Source organism: Pseudomonas sp. GB2N2, from assembly GCF_054897705.1.
On record NZ_CM142701.1, the window covers coordinates 5,663,990 to 5,684,962 of the forward strand.

General features: G+C 51.5%; 15 protein-coding genes and 1 pseudogene. 12 read left to right on the top strand and 4 right to left on the bottom strand.

The features are described 5' to 3' along the window. The first annotated feature begins 106 nt into the window (after nucleotides 1–106). From ACYZT4_RS26345 to ACYZT4_RS26355, 3 genes are all read left to right on the top strand, one after another. A complete protein-coding gene (locus ACYZT4_RS26345; RefSeq protein WP_461983950.1) occupies nucleotides 107–649 on the top strand; it encodes a YaeQ family protein in 543 nt (180 codons plus the stop codon). A gap of 57 nt (nucleotides 650–706) precedes the next feature. Next, a complete protein-coding gene (gene recJ / locus ACYZT4_RS26350; RefSeq protein ID WP_461983952.1) occupies nucleotides 707–2,416 on the top strand; it encodes a single-stranded-DNA-specific exonuclease RecJ in 1,710 nt (569 codons plus the stop codon). A gap of 270 nt (nucleotides 2,417–2,686) precedes the next feature. Then, nucleotides 2,687–3,793: an NADH:flavin oxidoreductase/NADH oxidase gene (locus tag ACYZT4_RS26355; RefSeq protein ID WP_461983954.1), complete on the top strand. Its 1,107-nt coding sequence runs from the start codon at nucleotides 2,687–2,689 to the stop codon at nucleotides 3,791–3,793. 186 nt (nucleotides 3,794–3,979) lie between these two features. Here ACYZT4_RS26355 and ACYZT4_RS26360 read toward each other — a convergent pair whose 3' ends face one another. Next, a complete protein-coding gene (locus tag ACYZT4_RS26360) occupies nucleotides 3,980–5,104 on the bottom strand; it encodes an OpgC family protein (protein WP_461983956.1) in 1,125 nt (374 codons plus the stop codon). A 29-nt stretch (nucleotides 5,105–5,133) separates the two neighbouring features. Between ACYZT4_RS26360 and ACYZT4_RS26365 the strand changes: the two genes are divergently transcribed. The 3 genes from ACYZT4_RS26365 (at nucleotide 5,134) to ACYZT4_RS26375 (ending at nucleotide 7,814) form a co-directional block, all read left to right on the top strand. Continuing rightward, nucleotides 5,134–5,256, top strand: coding sequence for a hypothetical protein (locus tag ACYZT4_RS26365; RefSeq protein ID WP_461983958.1), 123 nt, complete (start codon nucleotides 5,134–5,136; stop codon nucleotides 5,254–5,256). Nucleotides 5,257–5,362: 106 nt separating this feature from the next. Continuing rightward, nucleotides 5,363–6,304 (top strand): glycosyltransferase family 2 protein, encoded by a 942-nt coding sequence (locus ACYZT4_RS26370; RefSeq protein ID WP_461983960.1) that lies wholly within the window; start codon nucleotides 5,363–5,365, stop codon nucleotides 6,302–6,304. 1 nt (nucleotide 6,305) lies between these two features. Next, complete coding sequence (locus tag ACYZT4_RS26375) at nucleotides 6,306–7,814, top strand: glucosyltransferase domain-containing protein (RefSeq protein ID WP_461983962.1); 1,509 nt, start codon at nucleotides 6,306–6,308, stop codon at nucleotides 7,812–7,814. Nucleotides 7,815–7,829: 15 nt separating this feature from the next. On the opposite strand, the pseudogene ACYZT4_RS26380 reads toward ACYZT4_RS26375, so the two are convergent. Then, nucleotides 7,830–8,717: pseudogene (locus tag ACYZT4_RS26380) on the bottom strand (glutamate synthase-related protein); the annotation flags it as partial. 612 nt (nucleotides 8,718–9,329) lie between these two features. Here ACYZT4_RS26380 and ACYZT4_RS26385 point away from each other — a divergent pair. The 5 genes from ACYZT4_RS26385 (at nucleotide 9,330) to ACYZT4_RS26405 (ending at nucleotide 16,675) form a co-directional block, all read left to right on the top strand. Then, nucleotides 9,330–11,087, top strand: coding sequence for a hypothetical protein (locus ACYZT4_RS26385; protein WP_461983963.1), 1,758 nt, complete (start codon nucleotides 9,330–9,332; stop codon nucleotides 11,085–11,087). A 7-nt stretch (nucleotides 11,088–11,094) separates the two neighbouring features. After that, nucleotides 11,095–13,116 (top strand): site-specific integrase, encoded by a 2,022-nt coding sequence (locus tag ACYZT4_RS26390; protein WP_461983965.1) that lies wholly within the window; start codon nucleotides 11,095–11,097, stop codon nucleotides 13,114–13,116. Then, the gene (locus ACYZT4_RS26395) at nucleotides 13,113–14,039 is read left to right on the top strand and encodes a hypothetical protein (protein WP_461983966.1); all 927 of its coding nucleotides are present in this window, start codon (nucleotides 13,113–13,115) and stop codon (nucleotides 14,037–14,039) included. Before ACYZT4_RS26390 ends, ACYZT4_RS26395 begins: the two co-directional genes overlap by 4 nt. 16 nt (nucleotides 14,040–14,055) lie before the next feature. Beyond that, nucleotides 14,056–15,291: a tyrosine-type recombinase/integrase gene (locus ACYZT4_RS26400; RefSeq protein ID WP_461983968.1), complete on the top strand. Its 1,236-nt coding sequence runs from the start codon at nucleotides 14,056–14,058 to the stop codon at nucleotides 15,289–15,291. A 1,060-nt stretch (nucleotides 15,292–16,351) separates the two neighbouring features. Further along, nucleotides 16,352–16,675, top strand: coding sequence for a hypothetical protein (locus ACYZT4_RS26405; protein WP_461983970.1), 324 nt, complete (start codon nucleotides 16,352–16,354; stop codon nucleotides 16,673–16,675). 116 nt (nucleotides 16,676–16,791) lie between these two features. Here ACYZT4_RS26405 and ACYZT4_RS26410 read toward each other — a convergent pair whose 3' ends face one another. After that, a complete protein-coding gene (locus ACYZT4_RS26410) occupies nucleotides 16,792–17,403 on the bottom strand; it encodes a hypothetical protein (protein WP_461983972.1) in 612 nt (203 codons plus the stop codon). Between the two features lie 349 nt (nucleotides 17,404–17,752). Between ACYZT4_RS26410 and ACYZT4_RS26415 the strand changes: the two genes are divergently transcribed. Continuing rightward, nucleotides 17,753–19,156: a hypothetical protein gene (locus tag ACYZT4_RS26415; RefSeq protein WP_461983974.1), complete on the top strand. Its 1,404-nt coding sequence runs from the start codon at nucleotides 17,753–17,755 to the stop codon at nucleotides 19,154–19,156. A 181-nt stretch (nucleotides 19,157–19,337) separates the two neighbouring features. Here the strand turns inward: ACYZT4_RS26415 and ACYZT4_RS26420 are convergent, their stop codons facing one another. Further along, the gene (locus tag ACYZT4_RS26420) at nucleotides 19,338–20,366 is read right to left on the bottom strand and encodes a reverse transcriptase family protein (protein ID WP_461983976.1); all 1,029 of its coding nucleotides are present in this window, start codon (nucleotides 20,364–20,366) and stop codon (nucleotides 19,338–19,340) included. Nucleotides 20,367–20,973: the final 607 nt, after the last annotated feature.

Sequence of the window (20,973 nt, forward strand, 5' to 3'; positions counted from 1 at the left end):
TAGCACAGCCCGTCGTCAGTCGCCCAAGGTTGATGGTCGCGAATGCTCTGATTGCCCGCCGCATCGGTTAGACTTGCCGCCTTTCCACGTATCAAGAAGCCCGTTCATGGCCCAGCCGTCCACGACTTACAAGTTTGAACTGAACCTCACCGACCTCGATCGCAGCGTTTACCAGACGGTGAAGCAGACCATCGCCCGTCACCCGTCGGAGACGGAAGAGCGCATGACCGTGCGACTGCTGGCCTACGCCTTCTGGTACAACGAACATCTGTCGTTTGGCCGTGGTCTGTCAGACGTGGATGAACCGGCCCTGTGGGAAAAGAGCCTGGATGATCGCGTCCTGCACTGGATCGAAGTCGGCCAGCCGGATGCCGATCGCCTGACCTGGTGCTCGCGCCGCACCGAGCGCACCAGCCTGCTGGCCTATGGAAGCCTGCGTGTCTGGGAAACCAAGGTGATCCCGGCGATCAAGAACCTGAAAAACGTGCACATCGCTGCGGTTCCGCAGGAAATCCTCGAAACCCTGGCCAAAGACATGCCGCGCGTTATCAAGTGGGACGTGATGATCAGCGAAGGGACGATTTTCGTCACCGACGACCGTGGTCAGCACGAAGTCCAATTGCAGTGGCTGAGCGGCGAACGCGGCTGATTTCCAGCGCGTTATTCGGTTTTATCCTACGTATTCAAGAGAAGCACCTGTCACCCCATGCGCATCGAACCTCGCCTGTTGCCCGACACCCTGCCATTCCTCGGTGATTTACCGCCGCTGCTGACGCGTCTCTACGCGGCGCGGGGCGTGCTGTCCGAGGTAGAACTGGACAAGAGCCTGGCGCGGTTGATTCCGTTCCAGCAACTCAAGGGCATCGAGGCGGCGGTGGATCTGCTGGTGACGGCGCTGGAGCAGCGTCAGCGGATTCTGATCGTCGGCGACTTCGACGCCGACGGTGCGACGGCCAGTACCGTCGGGACATTGGGTTTGCGCCTGCTGGGTGCGGCGCATGTCGATTATCTGGTGCCCAACCGGTTCGACTACGGCTACGGCTTGACGCCGGAAATCGTCGCGGTGGCGCTGGAGCGCCAGCCACAGCTGTTGATCACCGTGGACAACGGCATTTCCAGCGTCGAAGGCGTGGCCGCGGCGAAAAAGGCCGGGCTTCAGGTACTGGTCACCGACCACCACTTGCCCGGTGATGAATTGCCGTTTGCCGATGCCATCGTCAACCCGAACCAGCCGGGTTGCGAGTTCCCGAGCAAGGCACTGGCCGGTGTCGGGGTGATTTTTTATGTGCTGATGGCATTGCGCGCACGTCTGCGCAGCCTCGGCTGGTACGAGAACACGCCGCAGCCGAATATCGGTGAACTGCTCGATCTGGTGGCGTTGGGCAGCGTCGCCGACGTCGTGCCGCTGGACGCCAACAACCGGATTCTGGTGCATCAGGGCCTTGAACGGATTCGCGCCGGGCGCGCTCGTCCGGGGATCAAGGCGATCCTCGAAGTGGCGAAACGTGACCACACGCGGATTACCTCGACGGATCTGGGGTTTATTGTCGGCCCGCGCCTGAACGCGGCAGGGCGGCTGGATGACATGAGCCTGGGCATCGAATGCTTGCTGACGGAAGACGCCGGGCTTGCGCGGGAAATGGCCGCGCAATTGGACGGCATGAACCAGGACCGCAAATCCATCGAGCAGGGCATGCAGCGCGAGGCGCTGGCGCAGCTCAAGGATTTGCCGGTGGAATCGATGCCGTTTGGTTTGTGCCTGTTCGATCCCGAGTGGCACCAAGGCGTTATCGGCATCCTCGCCTCGCGCATGAAAGAGCGTTATTTCCGTCCGACCATCGCGTTTGCCGATGCCGGCAATGGCTTGCTCAAGGGCTCGGGCCGCTCGGTGCAAGGCTTCCACATTCGCGACGCCTTGAGCGTGGTGGCGGCGCAACATCCCCATTTGATCACCAAGTACGGCGGCCACGCGATGGCGGCCGGTTTGACGCTGCTGGAAGCGAATTTCCCGCTGTTCGCCGAGGCCTTCGATGCTGAAGTGCGCAGGCAATTGCGCGAAGAAGACCTGACCGGCCGTCTGCTGTCGGACGGGACGCTGGCGGTCGAGGAATTTCACCTTGAACTGGCGCGGGCGCTGCGTCACGCAGGGCCTTGGGGTCAGCATTTTCCAGAGCCGTTGTTTCATGGCGTATTTCAGTTGGTCGAACAGCGGGTTGTGGGCGAGCGCCATCTGAAAGTGGTGCTGAGAAGCGAATGCGGTTCGGTAAAACTGGATGGCATTGCCTTTGGTATCGACCGCGATATCTGGCCGAATCCGACGATCAAGTGGGTGGAGTTGGCCTACAAGCTCGACCTCAACGAATTTCGCGGGAATGAGACGGTGCAGTTGTTGATTGCCCACATCGAACCGCGTTGACTCCATTGCCGGCACGCCGGCTCCTACAGGTGCGCAGAAATCCGGCAGGAGCCCGGCTGGCCGGCGATGGCGATCTGTCTGACACCCGATCCGTTTGAACCCCGCACCATCCCTCATTGTCGACTAGGCTCTAAGCACTGCTTGATTGGCCTTGTGACGTCTTGTCGAATTCTTTGCCCGCGGGGGCGGGTGCTGCACCTTTACTTCCTGTCACTCGTCGACTTTTCAAACAGAACCCTGGAGCCTGCCCACTGATTCGAGAGGTGCCCCATGAGTCTGCTGCTGGAACCCTATACCCTGCGCCAATTGACCCTGCTCAACCGCATCGCGGTCTCACCGATGTGCCAGTACTCCGCCGTTGATGGTTTGGCCAATGACTGGCATCTGGTCCACCTCGGCAGTCGTGCCGTCGGCGGGGCCGGTCTGATTTTTACTGAAGCCACCGCCATTACTGCGGATGGACGCATCACCGCGCAAGACCTCGGTTTGTGGAATGACGAACAGATCGAGCCTTTGCAACGCATCACTCGCTTCATCGCCGCCCAAGGGGCCGTTGCCGGCATTCAGTTGGCCCACGCCGGGCGCAAGGCCAGCACCCATCGGCCGTGGATTGGCAAGCACGGCAGCGTCAAACCCGACGAGGGCGGCTGGACGCCCATTGGTCCTTCGCCGATTGCGTTCGACCCGCAGCACACCCAACCGAAGCAGCTCGATGAAGGTGAGATCGCCGAGGTCATTCAGGCGTTTGTGGACGCGGCCGGGCGGGCACTGACCGCCGGTTTCACGGTCGTCGAGATTCACGCCGCCCACGGTTATTTGCTGCACCAGTTTCTGTCGCCGTTGAGCAATCAGCGTCGGGATCAATACGGTGGCTCATTCGAAAACCGCATTCGCCTGGTGCTGCAAGTCACCGAAGCGGTGCGTGCGGTGTGGCCCGAGGAGTTGCCGTTGTTCGTGCGTCTGTCGGCCACCGATTGGGTGGAGGATGGCTGGAATCCGGATGAGACCGTCGAGCTGGCGCGCCGCCTGAAAGGGTTGGGTGTCGATCTGATTGATGTGTCGTCGGGCGGAACGGCGGCCAATGCGGAAATTCCTACCGGGCCCGGTTATCAGACGCGCTTTGCCGAGCGTGTGCGCAAGGAGTCGGGCATTGCCACCGGCACGGTGGGGATGATTACCGAGCCGGCTCAGGCTGAGCACATTTTGCGGACCTGTCAGGCTGACCTGATCTTTCTTGCCCGTGAGCTATTGCGTGATCCGTACTGGCCGTTGCATGCGGATGATGATCTGGGTGGGCGCAAGGCGGTCTGGCCGGCGCAGTATCAGCGGGCGACGCATCGGGATCAGCCGATTCATGAGTCTGACTTGCGCGATTGATTGATGGCGGTCGGTGCTAATGTCGGGTGTGAACCTGACATTCAGGCATGACACCGATCCACTGTGGGAGCTGGCTTGCCAGCGATAGCGTCCACACAGGCGACAAATGTGTCGCCTGACCCACCCTCATCGCTGGCAAGCCAGCTCCCACAGGGGAACGGACTTGGCCCAAAAATTCTGAGAAATTTAAGCCACGACAACCTGGGGCGGGCGATTCAAGCGCTTGTTGAAATCCAGCCACGCCCCCAGCAGCGCCATCAACCCGGTTCCCACCAAAGCGGTAAAAATCTGCATGGCAAGCCTATCGTCAGTCATCGCGTTGACCATGTCGGCCAAAGGCGCCAACAGCACACCAAGGCAGAAAATCTCCAGCGAATAACGCCCCATCCGACAACTCTGCTGCGCCAGCCAGTTCTGGGTCCAGCCGGTGTCCGGCAGCAGTTTCGCGGTGACGTACGCCAGCGCCAGAAAGTGCAGCAAGCGCACGGGCGACAGGTCGGTCTTGCTGATCGGGTACAGCAGGTTACTCAGCCACGCGGGCATGACCGCGTCATGGATTTCCGGCCAGCGCCAAGACAGCGTAACCACGCCGGTAACCACCACATACACCAAAGCACTGACAAACAACGGCCGACGTAACAGCGGTCGCGTATCAGGCAACCGTGGTGGTTGCCCGTGAATCGCCGCGGCACCGCCGAGCACAAACAACAGTTGCCAGACCACTGGGTTGAAGTACCACACGCCGTCCTTGATGGCCGCCAGGTTCCAGCCGAACCACGGCGCCAGCAGATACACCGTCAGCGACAGGGCCACCACCGCCCAGGCCCTGCGCACCAGCATCGGTAGCACCAGGGGCAAACCGGCCAGCAATACGATGTACAACGGCAGCGGGTCCATCAAGTTCGGTTTGAAGCGCAGCAGCAGTTCATCCATCAGCGCTTGCTGAGGGTCGGTGATGAAGTGGCGCATGCCCATTTCTTCCACCAGATCCCGTGTTTCCACGTGGCTGTTGGCGAAGAATACGATGCCCATCAGCATCGCCAGCAGGAAAATATGCACCACATAAAGCACCCAGGCGCGGCGCAGGATGTTCACGCAGGCAATCAGATAACCGTCACGTTGAAAGATTTTCCCGTAGGCCAGGACGGCGGCATAACCGGCCAGAAATACGAAGATCTCCGCGGCATCGCTGAAACCGAAGTTGCGCGGGGTGATTTGACCGAGGGGATTGTGGGGCACGTGATCCCAGAAGATGAAGATCAGTGCCAAGCCTCGGAAAAAGTCGATTCGGTGATCGCGTTCAAACGTCATGACAGCAGGCTCGTGAACGGGTGTTAAAAATGAGTGGCCAAGGCGCCAAGAGTTGCGCGCCGCAGATCGGCGGCGCGCAGGGTGGCGTGATTCGCCGGCAATTGCAAAAGCCCGATATTACTGAATGTCTCAAGTGCTCCACCGTGGCCTAAGCTGGCTGGTACGCACTGACCGCGATCGGGCTGACCGGTGGGGCGCCAGGACGACAAGAAAGGAGTCTGTCGTTTGTTTACTTTGCAGTGTTCAGGAGCTTGCAACGTGAAAGTTTCGCTGATCGTTCCGGTCTTCAACGAAGAGCAGGCCATCGCCCTGTTTTACCAGGCCGTGCGGCGCGAGTTGACGCTGCCCGACTGCGACGTAGAGATTCTATTCATCAATGATGGCAGCTCCGACCGGACCGCAGAGGAGGTCAAGGCGCTGACACTGGTCGACGACCAGGTGCTGCTGATCAACTTTTCGCGAAACTTCGGCAAGGAACCGGCGCTGTTCGCCGGCCTTGAGTATGCAAGCGGCGACGCGGTGATCCCGATGGATGTCGACCTGCAGGACCCGGTCAGCGTCATTCCGCTGTTGATCGATGAGTGGCAGAAGGGCGCGGACGTGGTGCTCGCCAAACGCCGCAATCGTGCTGCCGACAGTTACTTCAAACGCCACAGCGCGGCGTTGTTCTATCAGGTGCTGAACCGCATCGCTTACACCCGGATCGAAGAGAACGTCGGCGATTTTCGCCTGATGGATCGAAAAGTGGTTAACGTGATTCGCGCACTGCCCGAGCATCAGTTGTTCATGAAAGGCGTGCTGTCGTGGGCCGGGTTCAACACCGTGGTGGTCGAATACGAGCGCGCTGGCCGGGTCGCTGGGACCAGCAAATTCAACGGCTGGAAACTGTGGAACCTGGCGCTGGAAGGCGTGACGTCGTTCAGTACCGTGCCGTTGCGCTTGTGGACTTACATTGGCGGCGGCATTTCGATATTCGCCGTGCTCTACGCGGTGTACATGGTCTTCGACAAAATTTTCTTCGGAAATAATGTTCCGGGCTACCCGTCGTTGATGACCGCCATTCTGTTCCTCGGCGGTGTCCAGTTGATCGGCATCGGCATTCTTGGTGAGTACATCGGCCGCATCTACATCGAATCCAAGCACCGACCGCGGTACGTGGTGAAGGACATCGTCGGTGGCAAAGACCGGGTCGGGCTCTAGCATGGGCCGGTTCAGCCGTTTTTTCAGTGATGAACTCCGAGGCCGGCAGGTCTGGCTGTTCTTTCTGCTCGCCACGCTGATCTACGTCCTGCCGCTGATCCTCGCGGACTATCCCTACATCGACGACAACTGGCGCTCACTGTCCGCAGGAATGGCCTGGTCGCGTCAGGGCCGACTGTTCGCCGAGCTGTTCTACAACGCGCTGACCTTCGGCACTGGCGCACCAAACATATTCCCGCTGCCGCTGTTGATCGCCACGCTGGCCATGGCCAGCGCGTTGACCCGCCTGACGTTTCATTATTATCCGCAGCCGACGCTGGCCTGTTGCCTGGTGGTATTGCCACTCTGGTACAACCCGTTTTTTCTGCAAAACCTGTCTTATCAATATGACGGCCCGACCATGGTCCTGAGCCTGGTGGCGGTGATCTACGCGATCACCTTTCGCCACCCCGGGCGGATTCTGCAATGGCTGGTGCCGGCGTTTCTGATTGCCCTGGCGCTGGGGTTGTATCAGGTCAGCCTGAATGTGTTTCTGGGACTGTGCTGCGTTGAGCTGCTGCGGGCGGCCAACGATCAACTGGCTTGGCCCCGGTGGTGCGGTTTGATCGGCTGGAAACTCGCCCAGGTCATCCTCGGCTGGGGGATTTACGCCATCACGGCGTACCCGTTCACTGATCAGGACCGCACCCTTGTGTTGAACTGGACGGCGGCACCGATGCTGCAACTGCACATCAATATTGCCCGGGTTCTGGAGAACGTGGCACTGCTGTTTCATGGCGGATTGGTCTGGCTCTTTGCCGGGTTGTTGCTGTGTGCGCTGGCCGGGTTGATCCGGCTTGGGCTCAACGTTTGCGCGCGCCAAGAAAGCTTGATCAGCAAAATGCTGATAGGCCTGGTCTGCGTGCTGACGCTACCGGCTGTGATGCTGTTGGTATCGGGTTTTGTGCTGTTTTTCCGCGACTTCAATGACGGAGCCCGCACGCTGATGGGCTTCGCCGTACTGCTGCTGGTGTTGTTTTACTTGAGCCGTCTGGCGCTCTCGCACATCCATGAGCGCCTGACGTTGCTACTGGCGATTCCGCTGTTGGCGATGCTGTCGCTGTCGTACGCCTACGGCCGCGTACTGACAGTGCAGAAAACGTTCTCCACCAGCGCGCTGATCAGCCTGAAACAAGACATTGAAGCCCATCCAGCGCTGCGCAATGCCAAGCGTATTTACCTGTCCGTCACGTATTCGGATCACTGGCTGGTGGGCGCAACGGGGTCATTCCGGCAGATGCCGGTGCTGCACTATCTGCTGAACATCGATTTTTACCAACTGGCGGAAAACCTGCCCATGGTGGGCATCACCAATGGGGTCGCGGAGCGCGAGCGACGCAATGCAACGATGGTGGGGCTGCAGCATTTTCCGGCGTTGGTGGATCGGGCGTATTACCGGATCTACCTGCTGGGTGACTACGGTTTTATCGTCTTCAAGGAACCGGCCCCGGTCAGAACATTACAGTGGTGAACGGGGCCGCTTGCGTCAGGCGGCAACCTCGTCATTCGGCTCGAAGCTGTCCGCCCGCGCCATCTGCCACATACGCGAATAGAACGCTCCGTTGACCTCGCCCGTGAGCAATTCCCCCGGCTTCAGGAACACATGCAGCTGCGAGAACAACTTGACCTCGGTCGCTGACATGCGCCGTACCAGGTGCTTGGCGGATAACTGCGCCGGATGATCGAGGCCGGCGGCGGCAAGCATTTCCGCCAGGGCCTTGAGGGTGTTGCGGTGGAAGTTGAACACGCGCTGGGCCTTGTCCGGAACCACCAGTGCGCGCTGGCGCAGGGTGTCCTGGGTGGCGACGCCGGTCGGGCATTTGTTGGTGTGGCAGCTTTGCGACTGGATGCAGCCGATGGCAAACATGAAGCCGCGCGCCGAGTTGGCCCAGTCGGCGCCGATGGCCAGCACGCTGGCGATGTCGAAGGCGCTGACAATCTTGCCGCTGGCGCCGAGTTTGATCTTGTCCCGCAGGTTCAGGCCGACCAGTGTGTTGTGCACGAATAGCAGCCCTTCGCGCAGCGGTACGCCGATGTGGTCGGTGAATTCCACTGGTGCCGCACCCGTGCCGCCTTCCTTGCCGTCGACGACGATGAAGTCCGGAAGAATGCCGGTTTCCAGCATGGCCTTGGCGATGCCCATGAATTCCCACGGATGGCCAAGGCAGAATTTGAAGCCCACCGGTTTGCCGCCGGACAGCTCACGCAATTGCTGGATGAACTGCATCATTTCGATCGGCGTGGAAAACGCGCTGTGCCGGGACGGCGAGATGCAATCTTCGCCCATCATGATGCCGCGGGTTTCGGCGATTTCCTTAGTGACTTTGTGCTTGGGCAGAATACCGCCGTGGCCGGGTTTGGCGCCTTGGGACAAAAAGTTAGGAAGGCTAAAAATGTTGACTCAAAAAAAGCTATGTTCGATCCATGAGGATAGTTAGGTGGTCACGCTGGATCAGTCTTGAAGTTACTACCATGTCAGTACAGTCCAGCGTTCCGGTCGTAAGAGTGTCTGGTTTTGCATGTCTGCGTTACTACGCCATTTCCCTATATTCAAAATACCGTAGTGCCTAAAACGCTTTGGGTTATACACGTGCCCGAAACAGCAATGAGCGTCAATTGCGGATATATAATATTCAACTAAGTATCGAGAGGGAGTGTGTTGGTGTTGGTAAATTATTGATTGATAAGAATATTTTTTAGCTTGATATGTCATCTGAATAAACAGTAGCGCGGCAGTGAAAATCGTGATTAAGTTTGTTACGCAATTGATGGTATTCAATCAATAAATGGTATCTCGGAACTTGTAATGAAAAAGTAGCGCTCCCTTAACTAAACCTAGTACCTCACTCATGACAACCTGGTCTGAATGGCTTGTGTGAAAGTGTGGCCGCTAGAAGCTCGCGATGGATTTCTTGAGTGTACCGCTTAGGCAGTCACGTGCTTCAAAGTATTTTATTGCTACCTAGATCTTGTAGTGGGTGTTTTTATGGGCCGTAAGCGCATTAAGCCTAATGTCGAGCAGGAATTGTTGCTAAAACAATCACAGCAGAGATTTGACTTCAAAGATGATGACGGTCTTTATCCTTTTTCCAATGTGCTCAGGTGGCGACCACAAAACGGTAAAGAGAAAGGAACGGTCGTCTCGCTGACTCTTGACGCTGAGACTGCGTCTGAAAAAGAGTTATCAGTTAAGGGGGAAAATATATCTAGATTCTTCTATTCGGAGTTTCGAGATCAATATCCGTGGGCCGTCAGAGCGCTCGCACGAGGTATTAAAACTTTGTGCCTGAATAATCGTATATCCCATTCGGAGGCGTCCTATCTCAGAAACAGTACTGGAAAGTTCTTTCAATATTGTAGGAGTGAAAATATAAGTCTTGATAATTTTGAAGAATTAAACTTTCAACTACTCTGTCGTTGGCGAAACCACCTGCGCTCAGTCAATCTGCAAAGCAGATACAAGGCTGTGGTGTTTAGGCGTTTTTGTAGAGTTCTTGAGTTGTTGATGGGGACTTCTGAATATCCAGTTAAGTTTGCAGTTCCAATTTACAGATCGGATGCTCCCGATCAATTGCTTCCTTATAGTGATGCAGTGATGTATCAGTTGATTGCGGCTGCAACTAAAGATATTGATGAAGTTATGAGTGCTACATTAATGCAGGTGCCAAGCCGAGATTCTCTTTTTCCTTTTTTTCTGTTTTTTATTATATGTTCCGGGGCTAATAAGGAAACCGCTTATACTTGGAAGAGGCTCTATGACATAGGCGGAAAACTAATATCGCCTTTAGATTGGAAGGATCCATTTGATCCTACGAAATGCCGACTTCGAGGAGAGAAGTTTCGTGGCAGAGGAAAACTTTCATCGGGCATAGAAGACTATTGGGTAGAAGTTGCGGATAGCGGAGTATACCCGGTTCTCAAGTTTTTGCTCTTGTATACCGGCCCATTATCTGAATTGGTCGAAGAAAAATTACAGCACAACCTATGGTTGTATAAAGTTAAGGGGAAACAAAAGGTTTATGACTATTACGTGCATGATGTGTTTTCCGTTGCTGCTGGCGCGTTTCTTTTCCGGCATGAAATTTGGGATATGCAGTTCGATGATGAAGGGGAACTTCAGAAAACGCGAATAACGGCCTTAGATAGCCGACGATTTCGAAAGGTTTACACCGCACAAGCACTTCTGAAAGCTATCAACGAGTCTCAGAATTTCCAGGAACTGGCAAGTCAGTTACAGGGCGCGCTGCATCACGCAAAGTTTGATACAACGCTGGCAAGTTACATGTCGCTCGGTAAGTCAAAAGACATTATCGATATTGGTATTTTTACCCTGCAAACTGAAATGGTTGCGGAGGCGAGGAAATTTCGGGGAGTGCGGGTTGATCTTCCTCGGTCAGCAGGTCGACCTGGCATTTACACTGCTTGTGCGGATCCTAATCATCCAGATTACGAGGGAGCATCTTTAGAGGACGGTTCGGAATGCGGCGAATACGACATGTGCTTAGGGTGCTCTCAAAGCCGGGTCTTCAAGATACACCTACCTCGGATTGCTAAGCGCATTCTCCAGTACGAGGCGTTTCGCGAGTCGATGCCACGCGAATCATGGGACGTTTTGTTTGGACGCAAAGCCGCCCGAGCTTATGACCTGCTGAATGGTTGGTCCGATGAGGATGAAGTCACTCAAGCATGGCAGCAAGCGCGTTCTGGAAGCGTAGCTCTTCCTCAAATTATTGTACGAGGTTGACCTTCAAATGGACTCAAATCCGTTATCGAAACCACGTGATGAGAATGCGATAAAAGAGATAGACGTTATCGAAGCTCGTTGGTCTCAATTGGATCAAACAGCCGAATTTTATTCAGATCGGAAAGTTTGCCAGTCTGACGCGTTTGAAAGTGATATTTGGGATTTTCGTAGGGAGGGAGTAGACAGACTTTTGTTCGACTCGATAATAGGTCAGTCCGGCCGAGAATTTCTGCCTATGAAACTTTTGTTAAAGCTGGTTGCATTCGTGCTATTGGGATTTAACGCACGATTCGAACGCTCGTACAGGACTGCGCACAATATTTTATCTGGTTCCAAGCAATTTATACAGTGGTTGATTTCTCGAAAGTACTTGGTTGCTACTAGTCCGAATGGATATTTCAAGTTGCCAAGTGATCTTCAGTCGGAAGAATTGCGACTTTTTATTGATAGCGTTGCGGCAACGTCATGGCATGATAATACTAAGTTAGATAAGGTTCGATTCTTATCTGAGTGGTGGAAGCTTTCTTATTCTGGTGATTATCTCCCAGCTTGCTTGAGATTAGCTAGTGATCCATTTGATGGTCAGAGTATAGGAGACTTATTATCCAGTAGTTCAAGATCTGATCCATCAGAAGATGACGATGATGATCAGCGTGGCTGGCTGCCTATCCCTTTGGAGTTTGCATTTCCGATGGCCAAGAAAGCAGTGGAGTATATCGAAGCCCACGCCGACGCGCTGATCAGATTTTACGAGGTCGTATATGAAGGCATAGTAGGCAATAAAAGTGGCAGCACCGTAACCCGTGGTCGAGTACTTAAAGAGTGTGCAGCACGCGGCATAACGCTGGAGCAGTTAGGGGAGAATCTGCCATTTTTAATTGAATTTACCCATTATGCCCCTCCGTCCGATAAATCAAGATTTACTTATCGGATGGATCGTAAGGTCGCGGAGAAAGCATTCTCTTATATCAAGCGAGCTGCGGTCCTGATTATTTTATTCACAACAGGGATTCGCGCTCGGGAGTTACGTAATTTGAAAGTTGGTTGCTGTGTCAGGGACTACCGTATTGGCGTAAATGATTTTTACCGGATGACGGTGACAATACAAAAGACTAGTACGGAGTATATCGCTGGACATGTGGTAACCCTCCCGGTGCCGAAAATAACCTTTCTCGCTGTCAAACTTCTAGAGGTTTTGGGGCGTGGAAATCGTCGGGGTGATATCCTTATTGCTCCACTTCAGAATAATGAAAAGACCGATCATGTTACGGGACCAGTCGCGCATCAGAGTATCATTAATCATATCCAAGACTTCTGCGAGGATAGCGGTATAGATTACCGACCTCATCCCCATCAATTTAGGAAGACAATCGCAGGTTGGTTTGCATTGAACAGTCCCGTGTTAGGACCGTTGCTTGTGATGACTTTGTTCTCACATAAAAAGCTAAGCATGACTGAAATGTATCTTCGAAATAACCCATTCATCAGGTCTGCACGTCAAGAAATGTTGGTCGAGCAGTCGCTGAAGTTGGTGAAAAATATCAGTCATGCACTGCAATCGGGGAAGGTTGCAGGTGTCTCGGGTGATCGACTTATGGCGGGCGTAAAGGCAGAACCACGTTTTGAAGGGTTAACGGGTGATAAATTAGGAACGTCGATAGAAGAATATTTGAGGGAGCGTGCTCTTTACGGATCTATGCATTTCTTGCTTACTCCTTTCGTTATTTGCGTGATTGACCCTGATGATACTCAGCAAAAGCCCTGCACTCAGCTGATTGCGAAATCTGGAGGCATAGGAGATGACGTCGCATCAATCGGGCTTCCTACGCCAAGCACCTGTGTAGGAGCAAAATGTGAGCATTGCTTGCTGACCGAGTGCGAGTCCGCCAGCCTTGAGCAATCGCTTGAGTTTTATCGAGAGCTTATCCAGGGAGTGGACTCCGAAGGTTACTCTCAGAACCTGCATTTACTGAAGTCTGCACGCGAATTTGTAGCGGAATATACGCCGCTTTTGGAACAGATAAAATGAGCGACAGCTGGTTGAAGCTTGCGCGTGCTGAAAAGACCCTCGAACATCTTCGTGCTGAATGCATGCGATCAGGTAAAAAGCTGGCGGTGTCCCTGTTGGCGGCTAAGTCAGGTATTGATAGAAAGTACTTTTACGGCCACATCAAAACGCCTGATGATGAACTCCGACTTCGCTGGAAGATGCTGGGCGACGAGGTTAAAAAATTTAACATCTCTCTGAGTGAGCAGCACGAGGTCTCAATAGGCGAGCAGCTCTCTGTCAGCGATAAATTGCGTAATGCTCTGATTGAAAACCACTCGCTTGTTGAGACCGCCGAGCAGCTTAGCTTTATCAAAACTCGGATGGAGGGACAACTCACCCAAGCGAGGGAAAAAAACGAAATGCTGGAGGTGCGGATCAGGTCTCTGGAAGTTCGCTTGCATGCTGAGCCGGTAAGGAGCGGCCCCCTCATTCAATTTACCAATAAACCACTAATCCTGTCGCCGGACAGGCTGACAACTGGAGACGATCCACTGAGTCGGGCCAAGGCATGGGTCGAGGCCGTCAATGAGCTTAGAGTAGTGCTTGCTAGGCCGTTGGAAAAAAATCTGTACGTGACTATAGGAGTGCCTGGTAGCGGTAAAACCACCTGGGCTTCTGCATTACAGGCTTCCAATAGATTGCCGGTGATCTTTGACGCTTGCAGCATTACCAAGTCGGACCGCTATGAAATTTTGGATATTGCCAGTGTTTACGAGAATGTTCGTCGTATCGCGGTGCTATTCCAAGTATCGTTAGACACTGCTATTGAACGAAACAGCATGAGGTGCGGTAGCAACCGCGTACCAGAAGGAACAATATCTTCCATGCATGCGTCTGTTGAATACCCAGAGTTATTTGATAGCGTGGAAATATTTGATGAAATTATAATGGTTCAGTCGTGAGCTGGACTCTATATCTATGTATTTAGAATTTGTACGAGCCGATGACGGTGCACAAATACCTCACGTTGGTGGTAAACTTGCTTATCCTTTAGTGAAGTATTTGATGCATCTGCGTAACACGCCGATGAGAAGAGGAGGGCGGCGCGAAAAAAAGACACTAGAAAATATTTACAGTCATATGAAGATTTGGTTGGACTATTGCGCTGACCTAGGGCTTGAATACGATAGGGTAACCTATGAGGTACACCTTGAATCACTCCGTAGTTCGCTGAGAGAGCGAGGGGTCGAGGCTGAGTCGCTCAACGTTTACTATCGCTCGTGGCGGAGCTTTTACGAGTGGTGCGACTCTCAAAATTTGCCGCATTTAATGCAGTTCCCTGCGAAGCACGAAATCGCACGCACTTCTGATGCCACAGGGGTTGGTATAGGTAGATCATTTAGGACTTCGTCAACAGCTGAGGTTGATCCCGGTTTGGATAGTGTAGCGATCGTATCTGATTATAAAGAGAAGATTGTTAATGAAGCTGAGTTTAAATTGTTGTCAGAGGCACTGATTGACATAGACCCCGTTTACGGAAAGATTGGATACATGATGGCCACGACTGGGTTGCGCGTGGGCGGGGTCATTCAACTTCCGGTTGGGGCTGACAGTCTAAACCCAGAGTGGTTACGTTATCCTGAACTTGAGGCAACTAAGCGTAAATTTCAAAGCTTAGTTTACATTCCAAAGGGCGGTAAGCGTAAGCAGAAATGTATCGTGCTTACTGAAGCTTTAGGGGTTCTCCATAATGAGTATATAACAACGGTTAGAACTGATAGGGTTGTTTTATATCAAGAAAAGTTCGGTACAAAGTACGGCGTGCCGCTCTGGTTGAATTGTCATGGTAAACAAGTAACCAAACACGATATTTGGGAGGCGTTTCGATTGGCATCTAAAAAAATAGGCCGACGCGTAACACCTCATTTTCTGCGCCACACCTATGCTTCCTATGTTGTGTATTACTACTTTAAAGCCAATGGTCTCACCCCTAGCCTTGCCTATGCCCATGATATTCATGAACAGCTTCGTATTCAGTTAGGTCATAGCGACATGAAAACTACACTTATGTACATACGAACCGTTATCCGTACTAAGATGGAAGCTTGGTTGCCTGTGTTAACGCCGTTCATGAAACAGGAAGTTGATACACACCTGCCACAGCAGGTCTTGGCGGCAGTCACGAGCTTTTTCGAACCCCACGCGCCTCGCTGATTTTATGAGACAGCGCTTCTACGCCTGCTGATAAACTCGCTCATTCGAGTGCCCATTCCGATCAGTGTGGTTGGCTCGATTCGACCCACGGGCTATCGATATCGAATGCAGAAGCAGTCGTTAAATCCTTGTAAGCGAGCATAAAAAATTCCGAAAACATTTCTGTTTCCAGGATTTTTATTGTTTCGCAGCGATGACGCCTGCTGCTCTCCTATTTCCCTTAACCGAGACGGGGTATGTAGACCAATTGTTGCCTGCCTCAGATCGAGCCCGAACAGTAGAATACCGTTGGCCAGCTTCCGCGCAGCGGTTCAGACGCCGATACCCGCTACTCGGGGTATCAGTTGCCCGGCAGAAATGGCAGTTCCATTGGTGCCTCAACTAACGCTCCCAAACAGCGTAGTTGGCCGAAAGTGGTCTGTCGTTAAGGGCTATTTCCGCCCCAAAGCGGACCTCTAGACAAGGTCTATAGCTAGGGGCACCACTAGCCGCTAATAACGTGGCGGTGGCTCATTACTGATCTTGATATGGGAGAAAACCTGATCTGGATCTTTCTGGCACCAATATCTGAACAGAAGGTGAGGTTTGGCACCTCCGAAATATTCACTGACAATGCTGTCGTCCGGCACCGTCAGTTTTGTCTCTGACCATTGCTGCGCGTAAACGCCTATGGGTTTTTCAGACGAACAAATTATCCAGGTGGCCTCGCCTCCACTGATGCATGGCAGATAGCCCAAGGTTTGCACCTTGTCTAATAACACGCGTAGCGTTGCGGTGGGTTCGACGTTAATTGACGTCTCATGACTGTGCATATCGTCCCCTGCATGCACGCTATCTCGATCTATTGAAATTACCAAAATGAGCGCTCCTTCTGGCGTGTGCTTATATGTGATCGATCAGCGTAGGGACAGCAGCAGCTATCGTCTACTGTCTGTTCGGGCCTGTTGCTGCCTCAATCAGACGATTTGAGTCGTGTTGCTGATTACCTCATCGCAGCGCCGAAGGATGATAAAATCCCCCGATGCCCGCGGCCTCCTTCTAAAGTGAAACGAGACATCCAATGAACGAAAAATTGAGTGAAGAAGAGATGCGCCATGCGCTTTTTGGCTCCTCAAATGAATGTGATTCACTGACGTCGAACGAGCCCGAGCCGTCGGTAGTCTCCAAGCAGCTGCCTGACTCGAAGCCTCGCAATATTGCTAAATCACTTTCCCCGAAACTGCGGGTTACGCTGCACGTTACCAGGGAGTTCGAAGGCGACGCAGAAGTACTTATTTACGACGCGAATACCTTAAGCACTCTTATAGCCGAGCAAGAAGCCAAGGCCGAGGCGAAAAAGAAGAAATTTAAATATTTCGACCTGGTATCTGTAAAACCTATCTAGTAGTCGTTCCTCTAAGCCCGTCCGAAATCTAATGGATAGGCGTTCCAAATTAAATCGGTTCTCAACGGCTGCATTCGACCAATACCGGCCCGCCGATATTGAGCCCCACATTAATATCAAGCAGGGATAATGCTTATTAGATTGATGTTGTCCGGGTAGATGGTGGTTCGGTTCAGGCCCTTGTATGCGATGGTCGTATTATAAAACCGCTTGGTTTCCTCATCCTGGCGCTCTGTGAATCCGTAGCGTTGATGAGTGAAGGAGCAAGCAACAAGGTATTTTCTCTCATCATCATCACGACCAACAATGCAAACCCAGTGATCGCCCATTTTCCCATTCTCGGATTTCGCTTTGTCTGTCACGCAAATAATCACCACAGACTCGCTGAAATCAGTCGTAGCCAGATCCGAAATTTCGACTTTTGATACTGAGGCCGTGTACCTGACGCGATCAGTCAGGGCTTCCATGCAAGTACCTACAAATCTCTGTTTGAGTTTCGCATCAGTCGAACCTTTCAATTCCCCAAAATTACTCCCTTCACCAAGGACGAAATTGTGAAGAGAAGGCGTACTACCGATAACCTTTTTCCAAGCATTTGAATTCCTCAAAGCGAAATCAGAAGCTTTTACCTCGGGATTTTTGAGAGCCTTGTACCCATTGAACAAAGCGTAAATCAGGCAAAATCCATCAAAGTGACCTTGTGCAAGAATCCGTTGAATCTGTTTCAAAGCCACCACTCCTGTGTATAAATGCAGTTCCGACTGTTAAATCTTCTATTGATCGTTCTCATTGCCTAGGCCGACTGTTACCCTATCCTGATAGGCAGATAACGACCCAATATAGATAGTCCGTTCAAGACTCCCTTCGAGGATGGATGGCGCTGCTCCTAGAGTAGTCCCTACATTAAGTCAGCGTGGTTGATGATAAGCTGTACTTGGCGGATTCGCGAATGATATACGTTAACCAGTTATCAAATTTCAATCAGCTTTAATGCTAACGGGTGGCAGCGATGCTGGCCTTCTTTTAAGAGGAGTGGTAAAACCCGAGACTAGACATAGCTATGGTGAGGTTTTTCCATTGTACCCCTATCCAGAATTTTTGATTCAAGAGCAAAAAAGTCAGCGTGGCGGAGCATTTCGCCTCAATAGTCTTTTTACGCGGTTGTCCTCTGATGCAGATTTGAACCCTGATCATAGAGATGCATACGCCGGCGCCTTGGCTGTAAATGTGCATGAGTATGTACACTATCTTCACAATGTATCTACACCGTGCGGTATAGTTATGGTTGTGAATGCGATAAATTTTCTCTATGAATTCCTGCATGGTACTGATGAGCAGGGTGCTTACCATTCACCCCAAAATATAAACTCAAATGCTCAAGCATTTCTTCAAGTCTACAAAATTCTCCTAGGCCGTGCGTCAGATAACGTACCACCACAAGATACTAAAATACTGACGTGGAAATTCAGCGATATTCAAATTATTACTGAGCCATTGACGATACACGGTTGTGAGTTTGATAATTTTGAGACTGTTAGGGTTGGCATCAAAGCACAAGGGTTTCATTCCTCCCATGAGTTTTCTCTTGATATAGGCCATCATTTCATTACCGAAGGTGTGGCCTATGAGGTTGAAAGAGAAATCCGGCGTCGACAGGTTTCGGATGTTGATCTTGATGAAGGCACCCCAGCATATCCTTATTTAGCATATGAGCCTTTAATTAACTATTTGATCGGTCGAAAGTCGTCGCTGCACGAGCGAATAATTCTTGGAACTACAGCGCTAATGAATATATGCCCAGGAAAAGGGTTGCTCGATGCGTGTAAAATTTTAAAAATATATCGAAGTACTAGCTCGTCCGCATTCCTGAAGCATTACAGATCAATCGCTTTAGGACTCGATCAGTTCGTAAGCAGTCTCAACAACACAATAATTCCACAGCTGATTAACAATGTTAAAGGATCTGAGCAACTAGAGAAGGGAATAGTTCAGTATCTAAAAATCCTAAGGTTTGCTGTCGAGGCAAGAAAGAAAGCACCTTTTATGGAGGTTTCTCTATCTAAGATAAATAGTGCCGACCAGTTTTATCGCTGCACTGTCGAACTGGCGCCGTTTTGGGTTTATCAGCAAAAAAACCAGATAGATGGTGTTATTAGCTGGATGGGTGAACGCTCACTCGTGAACGGGATAGATGAGCCTGCGATATCCACTCTCCAGTCTATATTTGATTACGTACAGATTCATATCAAATCATCTGGATCAATCTGTGATACCAGCGAGCTTCCTAATGTGCGATGCCCATTCTCAGGAGCTTGCGCTGTTGAGTCTAAATACAGCCACCCCAAAGAGTGCAGATCAACTCCTTGGAAGTTTGTTGTTGATGAAACTATTAATGGTCGTCAAGCCGTTTGCTTCTATAATTCGGGAGTTAGAAGTCTTCATTATAGAAAAGATGCCGATGTCGTTACGCTCGAAGGATGAGGATGAGTTTTTTTCTGGGCATAAGCGGATGGCTGGTTAGGGGGGGCTAGTCACGAATGTCCGCCATTGGCTGTTTACCGTCATCCGGGAGATTCTGCCCCGCCTTCTCTCTATTTCATCCGTAGCATTTGTTAGAGACATCAGCTACGGAAGAGATATTGAAACCAGATATAGGAGTAATTTAAGAAGGAAGGCCCTGGCCGAAGTTTGGTCTTAGTATGTCTCTACATCTTTGGGCTTCAGCGCTTTTTGGTTCCGCTTGTAGCCAAAAATTCACTTTTCCGAAAATTGAATCGAGATAGAATGGGTCTTTAATTTTTTGTTGCGAGACATGAGAGAGAAATCCATATCTTTCGATATAGAAAACATCTTGCTTTATAGTTCTTCTAAGGTCTCTTGTGATCTTTAAAGTGGCGCCGGATACCGACAGTCCGGTAACGATTTTCTTGTTTTTATTTATCATTAGTCTGGTTTTTGAGTTGTTCACCACTAGGCCGTATTCAGTAACGATTACTGCAATCAATGGCGGGAGATTACTTGATATGTACCCACCAGAGAAGGTCATATCATCCGCGTAACGGGTATATTTAAGGTTGTTTTTTAAGGCGAGTTTGGAAAGTCTTTCATCGAGTCCACGTAGCAGTATGTTTGTAAGGTATGGGCTTGTTGAGGCACCTTGTACTAAGCAACCCTTATTGCAGCATAGTGCAGCTAGCGAATGTGATACGCTCTGTGAGTAGCCTAAATCCGAAAAAAGATTGATAACCCAGCCAATTCCAATGGAGGGGAAAAAGTCTTTCAAGTCCATTTTTAGCAAGGTTTTACAGTTGAGGTGAGGAGTTGCGTTGGTGAAAATTGAACGCCCAGGGACGTAGCCATGCGCATTGTCATGAACGGCACAGTTCAGCAGTATGTTTTTGTATATCCAATCTTGGCATTGGAGAAGACTGGGGTAAGGTGCATTGATGGTACGGTCGCCACCAGACCTTTTTTTTATGGTGAAGGTCCTATAAAAGCTAGAACTTCCATGGATCATAGATAATACAGTTTGATACTCTATTCCCATCAATAAAGATAGGTGTTCAAGCTCAAAGATAACTGGAGAGCCTGAGGTCGTAAGAGTTTTTACTTGGTCGAGATAACGCTGAGTTAGTTCAGGCGAAATTCCACGACTTAAGAAAAATTGCTTCCATTCATTTGTTTTCTTCATGAAAAGCCCACAGATGACTACCTTCTAGACTTGCGCTCTAAACCGCGAGGCGTGCGAAAGTGGGCGAAGCCCGCTTTTGTGCGCCTTGCGGTTTGCGGAAACGCGAAGCGTTGTAGCATTGCATCAGCCGGTATGCTTCACCGCCGGCGGATGCAATATCGGTTATCGAGCACCTTAACCAGGGGAGCGACTTCACTCCATCGTACTAGCCTCTGTGGGCGAGGATGAGAATACTACAGAACAAAAAAAACGCAACCTACGCCTCCACTTCCAATCATTGGTCCAATAAGAAGACATTCGGCACGTAAAAGTCGTCAATCCCAATGATGCGTCCTCGCATCTTGGTAGGGACCTGACGCCACTTTTTGGGCCCCGCGAGAACTCGACCTGATCCTGCTAGAAACACCGCTCGGCCAGTCTTGCTCAAATGGATTAAAGAGTCATGTTCGATTACTAATTTCTTAGCGGCTAAAGAACTAAAAACCTTGAAAAATATTTCACCGGACAGTTTGCTGCGCTTGAGGATCGTGTAAGGTTGCAAGCCAGATAGTGACTCGTGTAACACTCGCATTATTACAAAGTCAGCACGGAGCAGACTGGGGGTGGT